This window comes from Salmonella sp. NW722, assembly GCF_051702785.1.
GTDB classification, from domain to species: Bacteria; Pseudomonadota; Gammaproteobacteria; order Enterobacterales; family Enterobacteriaceae; genus Salmonella; species Salmonella enterica.
The window spans coordinates 493,453-508,814 of record NZ_JAMMIN010000005.1; the positions used below are offsets into that span (position 1 = coordinate 493,453).

A 15,362-nucleotide genomic window follows, 5' to 3' on the forward strand; every position below is an offset into this window, starting at 1 on the left:
AAGAATCAATGGGCGCCTATCTTATCCGCCGTCTGTTACTGGTGATCCCCACGCTATGGGCCATTATTACCATTAACTTTTTTATCGTGCAGATCGCTCCCGGCGGCCCTGTCGATCAGGCGATTGCCGCGATTGAATTTGGCCAGGGCGGCGCGTTGCCCGGCGCCAGCGGCGAAGGCGTTCGCGCCAGTCATGCGCAAACCGGCGTCGGCAATATCAGCGACAGCCATTATCGCGGCGGCCGGGGACTCGATCCGGAGGTGATCGCGGAGATCACCCATCGCTACGGCTTCGACAAACCGCTGCATGAGCGTTATTTCAAGATGCTACGGGACTATCTCTCTTTTGACTTCGGCGACAGTCTGTTTCGCAGCGCATCCGTGCTGACGCTGATCAAAGATAGCCTTCCCGTCTCCATTACTCTGGGATTATGGAGCACGCTGATTATTTATCTGGTGTCTATCCCGCTGGGGATCCGCAAAGCCGTCCATAACGGCAGCCGCTTTGATGTATGGAGCAGCGCGTTTATCATTATTGGTTATGCGATCCCCGCCTTTCTGTTCGCTATTTTATTAATCGTCTTTTTTGCCGGCGGCAGTTACTACGATATCTTTCCGCTACGTGGCCTGGTCTCCGCCAACTTTGACACGTTACCGTGGTACCAGAAAATCACCGATTATTTGTGGCATATTACGCTACCGGTGTTGGCGACCGTCATCGGCGGTTTTGCCGCCCTGACGATGCTGACGAAAAATTCGTTTCTCGACGAGGTACGTAAACAGTATGTCGTTACCGCTCGCGCTAAGGGCGTGAGTGAAAAAAACATTCTCTGGAAACATGTTTTTCGTAACGCCATGCTGCTGGTGATCGCCGGGTTTCCCGCCACTTTTATCAGTATGTTTTTCACCGGCTCGTTGCTAATTGAAGTCATGTTCTCGCTCAACGGCCTGGGGCTGCTGGGTTATGAAGCAACCGTTTCGCGCGACTATCCGGTGATGTTCGGTACGCTTTATATCTTTACCCTGATTGGCTTATTACTGAATATCCTGAGCGATATCACCTATACGCTGGTCGATCCACGCATTGATTTTGAGGGACGATAATGCCGCGATTAAGCCCGGTCAATCAGGCCCGCTGGGCGCGTTTCCGCCATAATCGCCGGGGCTACTGGTCACTATGGATTTTCCTGGTCGTGTTCAGCCTGAGCTTATGCGCGGAACTGATTGCTAACGATAAGCCATTGCTGGTGCGCTATGAAGGCCAGTGGTATTTTCCGCTGGTAAAAAATTACAGCGAGCGCGATTTCGGCGGCCCGCTGGCGACAACGGCAGATTATCAGGACCCCTGGCTACAACGACAGCTTGAGAATCGGGGCTGGGTGTTGTGGGCCCCCGTACGCTTTGGCGCCAATACCATTAATTTTGCCACTACGCAGCCTTTCCCCTCCCCGCCTTCGGCGAAAAACTGGCTGGGCACCGATGCGAATGGCGGCGACGTTTTCGCCCGCATCCTGTACGGCACCCGCATTTCTATTTTATTCGGCCTGATGTTAACGATTTGCTCCAGCGTCATGGGTGTACTGGCGGGCGCGCTACAGGGCTATTATGGCGGCAAAGTCGATTTATGGGGGCAACGTCTCATCGAAGTCTGGTCGGGGATGCCGACCCTGTTTCTGATTATTTTACTTTCCAGCGTAGTGCAGCCTAACTTCTGGTGGCTGCTGGCCATAACCGTGCTGTTTGGCTGGATGAGTCTGGTGGGCGTGGTGCGCGCCGAGTTTTTACGGACCCGCAATTTTGACTATATCCGCGCCGCGCAGGCGCTTGGCGTCAGCGATCGTGACATTATCCTGCGCCATATGTTGCCTAATGCGATGGTCGCTACCCTGACATTTTTACCGTTCATTTTATGTAGCTCCATCACCACCCTGACGTCGCTGGATTTTCTGGGATTTGGTCTGCCGCTTGGCTCCCCTTCTCTCGGCGAACTTCTTTTACAGGGGAAAAACAACTTACAGGCTCCCTGGCTGGGGATCGCCGCCTTTCTGTCTGTCGCCATTCTGCTATCGCTGCTGATTTTTATCGGCGAAGCGGTACGCGACGCCTTTGATCCTGCTAAGGCGGTATAAGATGACATCTCCATTGCTTGCGATTGAAAATTTATCGGTAGGTTTCCGTCAGCAACAGCACGTGCGCCCTGTCGTTAACGCCATTTCGTTACAGGTGAACGCCGGGGAAACGCTGGCGCTGGTCGGCGAGTCCGGGTCAGGAAAAAGCGTGACGGCGCTTTCCATTCTGCGTCTTTTGCCTACCCCTCCCGCCGTCTACCTCTCCGGCGATATTCGCTTTCACGGCGAATCATTGCTTCATGCCAGCGAGCAGACGCTACGCGGCGTGCGCGGCAATAAAATCGCCATGATTTTTCAGGAACCGATGGTTTCACTTAACCCGCTGCATACGCTGGAAAAACAGCTCTATGAAGTGCTGTCGCTCCATCGGGGAATGAGTCGGGAGGCGGCAAGGGCGGAGATGATCGGTTGTCTGGATCGGGTCGGTATCCGCCAGGCGAGCCAGCGTCTGCGCGATTATCCGCATCAGCTTTCCGGCGGCGAACGCCAGCGCGTCATGATAGCCATGGCGCTGTTAACACGGCCGGAATTACTGATCGCCGATGAGCCGACCACCGCCCTCGACGTCTCCGTACAGGCGCAGATTTTATCTCTACTGCGGGAACTCCAGCGCGAGCTCAATATGGGATTGCTGTTTATCACCCATAACCTCAGCATTGTAAAAAAACTGGCGGATTCGGTGGCGGTAATGCAACACGGCAAGTGCGTAGAGAACCAACGCGCCGACACGCTGCTCTCCGCGCCGACCCATCCGTACACGCAAAAACTACTCAACAGCGAACCCACAGGCGATCCGGTTCCGCTCCCCGCCGGGCAGACGCCGTTGCTGGAGGTGGACAGGCTGCGCGTCGCCTTCCCGATCCGCAAAGGCATTCTGAAGCGCGTCGTGGATCATAATGTGGTGGTTAACAATATCAGTTTCACCCTGCATCCAGGCGAAACGCTGGGTCTGGTCGGCGAGTCAGGATCGGGAAAAAGTACCACCGGTCTGGCGCTGTTACGGCTTATCCGCTCCGAAGGCCGCATCGTATTTGACGGTCAATCGCTGGATACGTTAAACCGCCGCCAGCTTTTACCTGTTCGCCACCGTATCCAGGTCGTATTCCAGGACCCAAACTCATCGCTAAACCCGCGTTTAAACGTGTTGCAAATTATCGAAGAAGGCCTGCGCGTCCACCAGCCTACGCTTTCAGGCGCGCAGCGCGAACAGCAGGTGAAAGCGGTCATGATGGAAGTCGGCCTGGACCCGGAAACGCGGCATCGTTACCCCGCTGAGTTTTCCGGCGGCCAGCGTCAACGTATCGCCGTCGCCAGGGCGCTGATTTTAAAACCGTCGCTTATTATTCTGGATGAACCGACCTCATCGCTGGATAAAACCGTTCAGGCGCAGATTCTTGCCCTCCTGAAATCGCTCCAGCAAAAACACCGTCTGGCCTATATCTTCATTAGCCACGATCTGCATGTAGTACGCGCGCTGTGCCATCAGGTTATCGTGCTGCGGCAGGGGGAGGTGGTTGAACAGGGGCAATGCGAGCGCGTGTTTACCGCACCGCAACAGGCCTATACGCGTCAGCTACTCGCGTTAAGCTGACGCCTAAAAAGGATTATTGTTAGAAAAAGGTTCCGCTATCGCCACGCCGAAATTTTTCAGCCGACAGGTGGCGGCAAACTCATCCTGACGATTAACGAACAGGCACGGTTCCCCTTCGCATTCCAGCACGGAGCAAGGAACTTCAATATCGCTTAGCGCCTGGCTGAGCTTATGCATCACTGACCACGCGCTATCGCCTGCCGGACTCAACAGTTTAAGCGCCACCAGACTATTCTCGGTGCTCTGCCCGTTTTGCGGAATCGGTTCAACCTTTGACCCCGCAAAACCCGCCGACCAGCGATAGTTTTGCGGCAGACGGTGAACAATTGAGAGCTGTAATGTATTCACTTTCTTTCCCCGGAAGCACAATTACTTCACAATTTACTTACATTTATATTAACACATCATTGACAACCCGTCCTTAAACAGATTGCTAACGCCCTTCTCTCCGTCAGTGGCTCTACAGCAAGCGGGAGTTAAAATAGTTTTACCGACGCGGAGATAGCGGCGGGCTATATGTACCCGTTTCTGCGATCTAACTCAACCTTTTTAACTACAATGATGTGACTTTTTACATAAATGGATTTTACATAAAATAAACATAAAGGAGGAAAATGATGAATTGGTAATTGATATACATCAACTATGAAAGCCGCTTGGCTTTGCCATCGTGTAGCGGATAGCGTCCCCCAACGCCGCCTGCGCATTCTTCGGCGCCATTGAGGGACAGCGCGCCCGTCACCGTTTTTTGGGACGGCTGGCGTAGAGATAAAACAGAATGGAACAGGCGGCGCAAAGCGCAATCGACCAAATCATCGGCCACGCACTGGTAAAGGTAGCCAGCGACAGCAACGCGCCGACGATAGCGCCAATACCAAAGCGGAAAGTGCCCGCCAACGAAGACGCCGTTCCGGCCATATGCGGAAACTCATCCAAAATGACCGCCATCGCATTGGACGAAACCATCGACACACAGCCGACAAACGCCGCAACGCCGACCACCAGCGCCCAGAATCCAATGCCCATCAGCGCGCTGAAAACCATCCACACCGCCATCGCAAACTGAATCCATAGCCCGGCCCGAAACATGTTTAGCGCCCCTACCCGTCTGACAAAACGGCTGTTGATAATCGTCATCACAAACAGAAATACGATGTTCAACGCGAAGTAGTAGCCGAAATCCTGCGGCGGAACATGATTAATTTCGATATAAACAAACGGCCCCGCGCTCAAAAAAGAGAACATACCGGCAAAACTAAACCCGCTCGCCAGCATATAGCTCAGTACGCGTTTGTGGCGAAACAACGCGGCAAAGTTACCTATTGTGGTACGAATATGAAAAGGCTGACGCCGCTCAACGGGCAGCGTCTCTTTAATCAGAGCAAAGATCATGACTGACGCCAGAATCGCCGCAATGGCCAGTATCCAGAAGATATAGTGCCAGCTTAACCATACCAACACCCAGCCGCCGACAATGGGCGCCATTAACGGCGCTATCGTAGTGACCAGCATGACAAATGACATCATGCGCGAAAACTCTTCCTTTGGATAAATATCCCGCATCAGCGCATTGATGACGACGCTTGCCGCCGCGGCCGCCAAACCGTGGAAAAAACGCATCACGATCAGTTGATCGATAGTCTGCGCCAACGCACAGGCGACCGCCGCCGCGGCAAATACCAGCGTCCCGCCCAGGATGACCGGCTTACGCCCGAGGCTATCCGCCATCGGTCCATAGATAAGCTGACCCAGCGCAAACCCCAGAATATAGGTACTGAGCGTCATCTGCGCGCTACCGGCAGGCACGCCGAATTGCGCAGAAATCACCGGCAGCGCTGGAAGATACATATCAATCGACAGCGGCATTAACATGGCCAACAGGCCAAGGATAAAGACAATGGCAAAGGAAGAGTGCTGCCGGGTGGTCACATCGAACTCCTGAATTTAACGAGATAGTTAGCCGACGCTGGCGATTTCTTCTTCAGTCAACGGGCGATACTCGCCGGGAGCCAGATTCTCATCCAGCGTAATGGCGCCAATCCGTTCGCGGTGCAGTTCCACAACGCGATTGCCTACTGCGGCAAACATCCGCTTCACCTGATGATAACGGCCTTCGCTGATGGTCAGACGGACCTGCACAGGTGTTATCACCTCCAGCGTAGCGGGTTTAGTGAGATCTTTTTCATTATGCAACTGCACGCCTTTCGCAAATTGCGCTGCCGTATCGTCGGCCACCGGCGACTCCAGGGTCACCAGATAGGTTTTTTCACAGTGATGGCGCGGCGACGTAATGCGGTGCGACCACTGACCGTCATCTGTCATTAACACCAGACCGGTAGTATCGATATCCAGACGTCCTGCGGCATGCAGCTTATACGCCACCGGCTCATCCAGGAAATACAGCACTGTTGGATGATCGGGATCATCGGTTGAACAAACGTATCCCTGCGGCTTGTTAAGCATAAAATAGCGTGGCCCGTGTTGCTGCGCTAAGGGATTGCCGTCATACGCAACCGCATGTTCCGGGAGCAGTTTGAAGGCCGCATTTTTAATGATGTCGCCATCGACGGTAACGCGGTTACCACGAATTTCACGCCCGGCAATAGCGCGGCTGACGCCAAGCTGCTGAGCGATAAATTTATCAAGTCGCATGTGTGTGATTTAGCCTGTAATAATACGGAAATCGGGCATTCTACCCGAAAAAAGGGAATTGCTATCCGCTCAGTATAGCGGGCTAACTATATCCCTCAAGGGAAATGATTCATGGCATACTATTCCCGGAACCGTTTAACGTAGTGAGACCATGATTTTTACACTCCGCCCCTACCAGCAAGAAGCCGTAGACGCCACGCTCAACCACTTTCGCCGCCACCGTACGCCCGCCGTGATTGTTCTGCCGACCGGCGCAGGTAAAAGCCTGGTGATCGCCGAACTGGCGCGCGTCGCCCGCGGACGGGTACTGGTGCTGGCGCATGTGAAAGAGCTGGTCGCGCAGAACCACGCCAAATATTGCGCGCTGGGGCTGGAAGCGGATATTTTCGCCGCCGGACTCAAACGTAAAGAGAGTCAGGGCAAAGTCGTGTTCGGCAGCGTACAGTCGGTGGCGCGTAATCTTGACGCCTTCCAGGAGGAGTTTTCGCTGTTGATTGTCGATGAATGCCACCGCATCGGTGACGATGAAGACAGTCAGTATCAGCAAATCCTCACTCACCTGAGTAAAGTTAATCCTCACTTACGTCTGCTTGGGCTCACCGCCACGCCTTTTCGCCTCGGAAAAGGCTGGATTTATCAATTTCATTATCACGGTATGGTGCGCGGCAACGACAACGCTCTATTTCGCGACTGTATTTATGAACTGCCGCTGCGCTATATGATTAAACACGGCTATCTGACGCCGCCTGAGCGGCTTGATATGCCAGTGGTCCAATACGATTTCAGCCGCCTGCAGGCCCAAAGCAATGGGCTGTTCAGCGAAGCCGACCTGAACCGCGAGCTGAAAAAGCAGCAGCGGATTACGCCGCACATCATCAGCCAGATTATGGAATTTGCGCAAACGCGCAAAGGCGTGATGATTTTCGCCGCCACGGTCGAACATGCGAAAGAGATTGTCGGTCTGCTTCCGGCGGAAGACGCGGCGCTGATTACCGGCGATACGCCAGGGCCCGAGCGCGATGCGCTGATTGATAATTTCAAGGCGCAGCGTTTTCGCTATCTGGTTAACGTCTCGGTGCTGACCACCGGCTTTGACGCCCCACACGTTGATCTCATCGCGATTCTACGTCCCACCGAGTCAGTTAGTCTTTACCAACAAATTGTCGGGCGTGGTCTGCGCCTTGCGCCGGGAAAGACCGATTGCCTGATTCTTGATTACGCTGGCAACCCGCACGACCTGTATGCCCCCGAGGTCGGTAGCCCGAAGGGAAAAAGCGATAACGTCCCTGTCCAGGTATTTTGCCCGGCCTGCGGCTTTGCCAACACCTTCTGGGGGAAAACCACTGCCGACGGCACGCTGATTGAACACTTTGGCCGTCGCTGCCAGGGCTGGTTTGAGGATGACGACGGCCATCGCGAGCAGTGCGATTTTCGCTTTCGCTTCAAAAACTGCCCGCAGTGTAATGCCGAAAACGATATTGCCGCCCGACGCTGCCGGGAATGTGACGCCATTCTGGTCGACCCGGACGATATGTTAAAAGCGGCGCTCAGGCTCAAGGATGCGTTAGTCCTGCGCTGTAGCGGAATGACGATGCAGCATGGGCAGGATGAGAAAGGCGAATGGCTGAAAATCACTTACTATGACGAGGACGGTGCGGATGTCAGTGAGCGCTTCCGCTTGCACACGCCCGCCCAGCGTACCGCTTCCGAACAGCTATTTATTCGCCCGCATACCCGCACGCCCGGCGTTCCTTTACGCTGGATCACGGCGGCGGATATTGTCGCGCAGCAGGCGCTGTTGCGGCATCCCGATTTTGTGGTCGCGCGGATGAAAGGCCAGTACTGGCAGGTGCGTGAAAAAGTGTTCGACTATGAAGGCCGCTTCCGCCGGGCGCACGAATTACGTGGTTAATTGTACTTTTCATTGATGTAACGGCGATTTGAGTATAGAATCCCGCCCGCCTTTGCATACGCAAAGCAGATCACTTACCTGTTGCTGGGTCGCCTGTAGCAGGAATTATTAAAGAGAGATTTAAATGTTTACTATCAACGCAGAAGTACGTAAAGAGCAGGGTAAGGGTGCGAGCCGCCGCCTGCGCGCCGCTAACAAGTTCCCGGCAATCATCTACGGCGGTTCTGAAGCCCCGATTGCTATCGAACTGGACCACGACCAGGTGATGAACATGCAAGCTAAAGCTGAATTCTACAGCGAAGTTCTGACCCTCGTTGTTGACGGTAAAGAAGTAAAAGTTAAAGCTCAGGCTGTACAGCGTCACGCTTACAAACCGAAGCTGACTCACATCGACTTCGTTCGCGCGTAATCGCCTGGAAGTTGAAGAAAAACCCCGCCCCGGCGGGGTTTTTTTATGCGTTTAATTGAATTTGACGACATGCAAAGCAACGAGAACCCACTTTGCTTTTCTGCTTTCTTACACCTCGCCATATTCAATTAGCGCCTCCCCTAATCGAGGATCTGTAGTTTCCGCCGCGGTATTCATACCTTTAAGCCGATTGAATAATGCCCGTTGACGAACGCTGGCACTTTCTGGTTTCCATGGCAAAATTCGTATTGGTATCGTTTGCCCGTCATTCAACGCATCAAATACCTTTTCATTGGTCAGTAAGTCGCCGCAGCTCCATGTCTTGCTATCAAACTGAAAATCAAATAAGACATGGAGCTCCAGTTCATCTACACGCACTTGACGCTTTGCATTATCGATGCGTATTTCCACCTTCTCTTTATGCGTCAAAGTTGCATCAAGATTGAGTCCATACCGTTTCAACTGCCCCTTGTCGTAATAGTAACGTATGCTGGACCAGGTTGATTTAAAAGCAAATCCAGTAATGAATAAACCACTTAACAAGAACAGCGGGCATATGAACAAGCTCAGTAACCAGTTGGCGCCATAAGTATAAAACAGTACCAACGAGAGAACGGTGAACACCATCCCGAGCACCAACATCATCAAAAATGCGACAATGTGCGCATACAAAACCTGCCGAAATAAACTGAAATTAACAGGCGGCTTCTGACGTATTCCTTTACTCACTACAGCGTCCTTTTATGTCGTATGCCTTTATTTCCCGCCCGACGTGCGTCGCTGCAACTGATCGCGCAGATTCGGCGGCGTCCCTTTGATAGTCAGGGTATCGGTCGCCGGGTCCCAGAAAATCCGCTCGCCCAGCAGCATCGCATCAAAGTTAATCGTTAACCCGCCGCCGCTGCCGGCATATTTGGTTAGCTGGCGCAGCGTACTGCGATCCGCCGGGAAGCTCTCTTCCAGCTCATAGCCTTTTTCGGCGGTAAATTCGCTGAAGCTGACTTCACTGACGCCGGAAAGCTCTTTAGACAGCGATTCCAGCTCAATCTCTTCCCCGGCTTGTAACTGCTCGTTGCAGTAGCTGTACACCTGCTGACGCACGTTCTGACGTTCCGCTTTATCCAACTGCGCTTCTGCGGTGAAATCATCCACTGCCTGCAACAGGCCGCGATTCTGCGCTTTGGCGTTCAACCCTTCGCTGGCGCCGAGGAAATCCATAAAGAAGTCAGCGACCTTGCGCCCTACCCGACCTTTCAGGAACGTCAGATAGCGGGTCGATTGCGGATTAGTTTCCCACTCGGTAAGATCGATACGCGCCACGATATCCGCATGGTTGATATCAAGATAATGCGTCGGGTTAATGTCCAGATTTTCATTGACCCGCATACTACTCAGGTTGTTCAGTACCGTAACCAGCAGATACTCCACCGCCAGGTAGCGATAATGGCAGAACAATACAATGCCGCCGTCCGCAAAGGGATATTTCGCCAGTTCGTCACGCAGGCGTCCGGTCGCCGCCCGGCTAAAGGCAAGAAAATCTTCTTCCCCCTGACGTTGCAACCGCAGCGCTTGCGCCAGTTCACTCTCTTCATTAAACAGGCCATACGCCTTATTCTTGGCGCTATAGACCCGATGCAGTTCAGCCACCATCTCGACAACGGTGGTTGTCGGCTCCAGCAATGAATCGCGCAAGACCAGCTCAAGATTTTGCTCATCGCGCTTGATAAGCTGGTGCAGGGCAATCTGGTTGATATCCAGACTCATGATAAACTCTCCTTTAAGACCGGGCGGTATTCAACCACCGCCTGCCGGAAGACGCAAGCAATCGCCCTGTCATTTCAGGCGTTATCCGTAACGCGAATGATTTAGGGGATAAAAATGCAGAAAAAAAACTGTTGCTACGGTAATATGTTGCCCTTTCATGAACAAACAGATTTTGATTTATGCCACAACTCTCCCGCTATAGTGATGAACATGTTGAACAACTGCTGAGCGAACTGCTCAGTGTACTGGAAAAACATAAGGCGCCGACCGATCTTTCCCTGATGGTGCTGGGAAATATGGTCACCAACCTTATCAACACCAGCGTTGCGCCGGCTCAACGCCAGGCGATTGCGAACTCTTTTGCCCGCGCCTTGCAGTCTTCGATTAGCGAAGACAACGCGCACTAAAAAGCCGACTCCGGAGAAACAAGCGACAGGTATGGTAACTCATCGTCAGCGCTACCGTGAAAAAGTCTCCCAGATGGTTAGCTGGGGGCACTGGTTCGCTCTGTTCAATATACTGTTGGCTACGTTGCTCGGCAGCCGTTACCTGTTTGTCGCCGACTGGCCGACAACGCTTGCGGGTCGCATATACTCCTACCTGAGCATTGTCGGGCACTTTAGCTTTCTGGTGTTCGCCACCTATTTGCTTATTCTTTTTCCGCTCACGTTTATCGTGATGTCCCAGCGGCTGATGCGGTTTTTATCAGCCATTCTGGCGACCGCGGGTATGACGTTGTTGCTTATCGACAGCGAAGTCTTTACCCGTTTTCACCTGCATCTTAATCCCATTGTCTGGGAGCTGGTCATCAACCCTGACCAGAACGAAATGGCGCGCGACTGGCAGCTTATGTTTATTAGCGTGCCGGTTATCTTATTGATTGAGATGCTATTTGCGACATGGAGTTGGCAAAAGCTGCGCAGTCTCACGCGCCGTCGCCATTTCGCAAGGCCGCTTGCGGCATTCTTTTTCGTCTCCTTTATCGCATCGCATCTTATCTACATCTGGGCAGACGCTAATTTTTACCGGCCGATTACCATGCAGCGGGCAAACCTGCCGCTCTCTTATCCGATGACGGCGCGACGTTTTCTTGAAAAACACGGTCTGCTGGATGCGCAGGAATATCAGCGCCGTCTGGTAGAGCAAGGCAATCCGGAAGCGGTCTCCGTTCAGTACCCGCTCAGCAATTTGCACTATCGCGATATGGGCACCGGTCAGAATGTGCTGCTCATTACCGTAGACGGCCTGAACTATTCTCGCTTTGAGAAGCAGATGCCGGAGCTGGCTACATTTGCCGAGCAAAACATCGACTTCACCCGTCATATGAGTTCAGGGAATACCACTGATAACGGTATTTTCGGCCTGTTCTATGGCATATCGCCAGGCTATATGGATGGCGTGTTATCCACCAGAACCCCTGCGGCGCTCATTACCGCGTTGAATCAGCAAGGCTACCAACTGGGACTGTTTTCTTCGGATGGCTTCGCCAGCCCGCTTTATCGTCAGGCATTACTGTCCGATTTCTCGATGCCAACAGCGCAGACGCAGTCTGATGCGCAAACGGCCAGCCAGTGGATAGACTGGCTTGGGCGCTACGCACAGGAAGATAACCGCTGGTTCTCATGGGTATCGTTTAACGGTACTAACATTGATGACAGTAATCAGAAGAATTTTGTTAAGCGTTACGCCAGCGCCGCCAGCGACGTGGATGCGCAAATCAATCGGGTTCTGAACGCGCTGCGAGAGGCCGGTAAATTCGACAATACCGTCGTGATCATTACTGCAGGACGCGGAATACCGTTGACGCCGGAAGAAAATCGCTTCGACTGGTCGCAAGGTCATCTGCAAGTACCGCTGGTGATCCACTGGCCGGGGACGCCTGCGCAGCGTATTAATGTGCTTACCGATCATACCGATGTGATGACCACGTTGATGCAACGCCTGTTACATGTCAGCACGCCAGCGAACGAATATTCACAGGGCCAGGACATCTTTACCGTTCCACGTCGTCATAACTGGGTAACGGCGGCAGACGGCAGTACGCTGGCAATCACGACGCCGCAAATGACTCTGGTGCTCAATAATAACGGTCACTATCAGACCTATGACTTACACGGCGAGAAGATCAAAGATCAGAAGCCGCAGCTCAGTCTGCTGCTGCAAGTGCTAACAGAAGAGAAACGTTTTATCGCTAACTGATTAATTATAAATCAGTTAGCACCGTTTCCCCTTGCATTCGCGTTGGAAAGAGGTAGTATTAGCACCCACAAGTCGGCACGTAGCGCAGCCTGGTAGCGCACCGTCATGGGGTGTCGGGGGTCGGAGGTTCAAATCCTCTCGTGCCGACCAAAATTCCCCTTAAAAACCAGCCTCTCAGGGCTGGTTTTTTTATGCCTACAATTAAAAAGTTAGCTGATGCCAGAGACGTTATTTTGCATGAACTGATTTTGCATAAACTGATCGGACACCTTTCCCGTGCAGTGGTCAACGTAAAGTCAATGCAGGCAAATAACGTAAACCATGTTTGTACTAAAACAGAAAAAGCGCATCTACACCCTATGCTGGAAGAAATGTTTGCAGTGGCAGGTAAATGAGTAAGCAATCTGTCGCAGCAATAATAAAACGTTCTGGTAAGGTAAACGGCCTACCACTTCTTTGTCACTAACAATTAGCCTCCCTGTCGCCATAGGGCCGATAATGATCGGCTAGTCACAACACGTTTTTGTAGACAACGTACGGTGATTAATTACTCCTTCAGCCAGCAACTCGCTAATTGTTATTCAACTTCAGAAATTATAACTAATTGAAGCACCTACAAAATTATGCCCTGAATTTTTATCCGTGAGTGATCCATTCGAGAAATGCCGGATATAAGCTTCTGTAGAAAAAGCCCCAAAGTTCCAGCCAAGAAACGCTTTTTCTCCAAAGGTAAATGCAGAATTGACACGCATATCATCTCGCGACTTAGATTTTATATAAGCCCCCAGACCAATACCGGTATAGATGCCAGCGAAATGAACCAGCGCCACATCCTTCGAGATACCCAATACGCCCTGGTTATATTTATTGCAGGGAACGCTGCCAGAATGTTTACTGCAATCATCGCTACCCTTAGCCTTAAATCCTCCTAACTCCAGATTATTTCTTGCCTGTAAAAAGAAAAAATCGCTGGGTTCACTGTATGTCAGAAATGCCGTATATAAGTGCTCAACCCCTCCTCTTCTTATACTTTCTCCCGCAGCAAAAGAGATCTGATGCTTGTTGCCCTTGCCAAAAAAAACATTATCATTAGCAGAACATGCGAATGCACAAAGTAATAATATATATATAAATATTCTCTTCATATACACTCCACCACCATTTCAATGTCAATAGTTATTTTTAACCGGCTAACATATTTAAAATTTTCTACGCCACGCTTACGCTCACAGAAACGGCTGCTATAGCATCCAGTATTAATATTATTTTCATAATTACTCCAACCAGCATTTTTGATGCAAACAGGCTGGACATGGACTGTGTGCAGAAATCAAAACATACTCACTACGCTCTCCCCTTGAGTCGCCCCAACGGGTGCTCAAAACGCCGCGAGTGTTGTTCAAGCACATCCAGGATAAGTTATAAGTGAATGACTCTCATTCCTGACCACATTTTCATTTATGATAAGAATATCGTCAGAATCTCTTTATCGCATAAAAATACCTCTGCTATTGACTTAATATTTAATTTAACAGATGTCGCGGTTTATTCGTTCTGCTCAGATGTATTTCATTGACATTAATAAAACCATAAATAAATTCAGTTAAAATAATTTGTTAATAATGAAAAGTTTTAGACGCTATGACTTTTAATAAGGAATTTCCTGCCAGTAAAGATAGTCTGGACTTACGGGTGCAAGGGCGCAGCAACATATGCCACACTTCTGTTATGTCACATTGTCCGAAAAAAGCGTCCAGACCAGTATTCAACTTTAGAGAGTATTCTGTTTTCTCTCACAACGGGTTGTTTTATCCTTTCTATCGTTCAGCTAATTACTAGCCTGTCACAGGTTTTACTACTTACCCATGCACTAATTAGGGTAAAATTTACGCGCTTGACAATGTGGCAAATCTGGACGATTTCCGCGCTGAAAACAATAATCATTCTAATAAAACTCAGGAGATATAGCATGCCTGAAGTAACACCTTTTCAGGTGCTTATTGTGGACGACCATCCACTTATGCGGCGAGGTATTCGTCAATTACTGGAACTGGACCCGGCTTTTTATGTCGTTGCCGAAGCGGGTGACGGGGCGAGTGCGATCGATCTGGCGAATCGCATTGAGCCCGATCTGATCCTGCTGGATCTGAATATGAAAGGTCTGAGCGGGTTAGATACCCTGAACGCGCTACGCCGGGATGGTGTGACGGCGCAAATTATTATTCTTACCGTCTCGGATTCCGCCAGCGACATCTACGCGCTGATCGACGCCGGCGCCGACGGTTATCTGCTCAAAGATAGCGATCCGGAAGTGCTGCTGGAGGCCATTCGCAAAGGCGCTAACGGCGGTAAAGTCTTTAGCGATCGGGTCAATGAATATCTGCGTGAGCGCGAACGGTTTGGCGCGCAGGAAGATCCCTTTAGTATCCTGACCGAACGAGAGTTAGATGTCTTGCATGAGCTGGCGCAGGGGCTTTCTAACAAACAGATTGCGTCAGTACTGAATATTTCTGAGCAGACGGTTAAGGTGCACATTCGTAATCTACTTCGCAAACTAAACGTGCGCTCGCGCGTCGCGGCGACCATTCTATTTTTACAAACACGCGGAATGCAGTAACAAGCCAGGCCCAGTGGCGCCACGCCACCGGGCCGTCAGGGTCTTATTTCTCCTGCGCCAGCCGGATACTGCGCTCTATCACCGCCCGCC

The 15,362-nt window shown here is 51.5% G+C and carries 15 protein-coding genes, 1 tRNA gene and 1 pseudogene; 11 read left to right on the forward strand and 6 right to left on the reverse strand.

Translation table 11 applies throughout. The features are described from left to right. Positions 1 to 8 precede the first annotated feature (8 nt). From NA330_RS15455 to yejF, 3 genes are read left to right on the forward strand one after another with little or no spacing between them, the layout of a single operon-like run. Positions 9 to 1,103 (forward strand): microcin C ABC transporter permease YejB, encoded by a 1,095-nt coding sequence (locus NA330_RS15455; RefSeq protein WP_023242101.1) that lies wholly within the window; start codon positions 9 to 11, stop codon positions 1,101 to 1,103. Continuing rightward, positions 1,103 to 2,128: an ABC transporter permease gene (locus NA330_RS15460; protein WP_001137761.1), complete on the forward strand. Its 1,026-nt coding sequence runs from the start codon at positions 1,103 to 1,105 to the stop codon at positions 2,126 to 2,128. Before NA330_RS15455 ends, NA330_RS15460 begins: the two co-directional genes overlap by 1 nt. A 1-nt stretch (position 2,129) precedes the next feature. After that, positions 2,130 to 3,719, forward strand: a complete 1,590-nt coding sequence (gene yejF / locus NA330_RS15465; protein ID WP_023242100.1) for a microcin C ABC transporter ATP-binding protein YejF — start codon at positions 2,130 to 2,132, stop codon at positions 3,717 to 3,719. Between the two features lie 3 nt (positions 3,720 to 3,722). Here yejF and NA330_RS15470 read toward each other — a convergent pair whose 3' ends face one another. From NA330_RS15470 to rsuA, 3 genes are all read right to left on the reverse strand, one after another. Next, positions 3,723 to 4,067, reverse strand: a complete 345-nt coding sequence (locus tag NA330_RS15470; protein WP_001094639.1) for a YejG family protein — start codon at positions 4,065 to 4,067, stop codon at positions 3,723 to 3,725. Positions 4,068 to 4,457: 390 nt separating this feature from the next. After that, on the reverse strand, positions 4,458 to 5,648 hold the full coding sequence (locus NA330_RS15475) for a Bcr/CflA family multidrug efflux MFS transporter (RefSeq protein WP_000213349.1): 1,191 nt from the start codon (positions 5,646 to 5,648) through the stop codon (positions 4,458 to 4,460). Positions 5,649 to 5,675: 27 nt separating this feature from the next. Continuing rightward, positions 5,676 to 6,371, reverse strand: a complete 696-nt coding sequence (gene rsuA, locus NA330_RS15480; RefSeq protein ID WP_001234836.1) for a 16S rRNA pseudouridine(516) synthase RsuA — start codon at positions 6,369 to 6,371, stop codon at positions 5,676 to 5,678. Positions 6,372 to 6,522: 151 nt separating this feature from the next. On the opposite strand from rsuA, the gene NA330_RS15485 reads away from it, so the two are divergent. Both NA330_RS15485 and rplY read left to right on the forward strand, forming a co-directional pair. Beyond that, positions 6,523 to 8,283 carry a DEAD/DEAH box helicase gene (locus tag NA330_RS15485; RefSeq protein WP_052894966.1) on the forward strand — a complete coding sequence of 587 codons (1,761 nt, stop codon included), beginning with the start codon at positions 6,523 to 6,525 and terminating at the stop codon, positions 8,281 to 8,283. 124 nt (positions 8,284 to 8,407) lie between these two features. Next, a complete protein-coding gene (gene rplY, locus NA330_RS15490) occupies positions 8,408 to 8,692 on the forward strand; it encodes a 50S ribosomal protein L25 (RefSeq protein WP_000494192.1) in 285 nt (94 codons plus the stop codon). A gap of 108 nt (positions 8,693 to 8,800) precedes the next feature. On the opposite strand, the gene NA330_RS15495 is transcribed toward rplY, so the two are convergent. Beyond that, positions 8,801 to 9,421: a hypothetical protein gene (locus tag NA330_RS15495; RefSeq protein ID WP_000033430.1), complete on the reverse strand. Its 621-nt coding sequence runs from the start codon at positions 9,419 to 9,421 to the stop codon at positions 8,801 to 8,803. Positions 9,422 to 9,448: 27 nt separating this feature from the next. Continuing rightward, complete coding sequence (gene yejK / locus NA330_RS15500; protein ID WP_000050806.1) at positions 9,449 to 10,456, reverse strand: nucleoid-associated protein YejK; 1,008 nt, start codon at positions 10,454 to 10,456, stop codon at positions 9,449 to 9,451. Positions 10,457 to 10,635: 179 nt separating this feature from the next. Here yejK and NA330_RS15505 point away from each other — a divergent pair, with 179 nt between their 5' ends. The 5 genes and pseudogenes from NA330_RS15505 (at position 10,636) to NA330_RS15525 (ending at position 13,050) form a co-directional block, all read left to right on the forward strand. After that, positions 10,636 to 10,863 carry a YejL family protein gene (locus NA330_RS15505; protein WP_001135904.1) on the forward strand — a complete coding sequence of 76 codons (228 nt, stop codon included), beginning with the start codon at positions 10,636 to 10,638 and terminating at the stop codon, positions 10,861 to 10,863. 31 nt (positions 10,864 to 10,894) lie between these two features. Then, entirely contained in the window at positions 10,895 to 12,655 is a 1,761-nt protein-coding gene (gene yejM / locus NA330_RS15510) for an LPS biosynthesis-modulating metalloenzyme YejM (RefSeq protein WP_000256155.1), read from the forward strand. Positions 12,656 to 12,728: 73 nt separating this feature from the next. Continuing rightward, positions 12,729 to 12,805 (forward strand) — tRNA-Pro (locus NA330_RS15515). Then, a pseudogene (locus NA330_RS15520) lies at positions 12,761 to 12,853 on the forward strand (hypothetical protein); the annotation flags it as partial. The gene NA330_RS15515 and the pseudogene NA330_RS15520, both read left to right, overlap by 45 nt. Continuing rightward, positions 12,847 to 13,050 (forward strand): DinI-like family protein, encoded by a 204-nt coding sequence (locus NA330_RS15525; protein WP_023195426.1) that lies wholly within the window; start codon positions 12,847 to 12,849, stop codon positions 13,048 to 13,050. The pseudogene NA330_RS15520 and the gene NA330_RS15525, both read left to right, overlap by 7 nt. A gap of 192 nt (positions 13,051 to 13,242) precedes the next feature. Here the strand turns inward: NA330_RS15525 and pagL are convergent, their stop codons facing one another. Further along, positions 13,243 to 13,806 (reverse strand): lipid A 3-O-deacylase PagL, encoded by a 564-nt coding sequence (gene pagL / locus NA330_RS15530; RefSeq protein ID WP_000281868.1) that lies wholly within the window; start codon positions 13,804 to 13,806, stop codon positions 13,243 to 13,245. 818 nt (positions 13,807 to 14,624) lie between these two features. On the opposite strand from pagL, the gene narP reads away from it, so the two are divergent. Next, positions 14,625 to 15,272 carry a nitrate/nitrite response regulator protein NarP gene (gene narP / locus NA330_RS15535; protein WP_001115500.1) on the forward strand — a complete coding sequence of 216 codons (648 nt, stop codon included), beginning with the start codon at positions 14,625 to 14,627 and terminating at the stop codon, positions 15,270 to 15,272. The last annotated feature ends 90 nt before the right edge of the window (positions 15,273 to 15,362 follow it).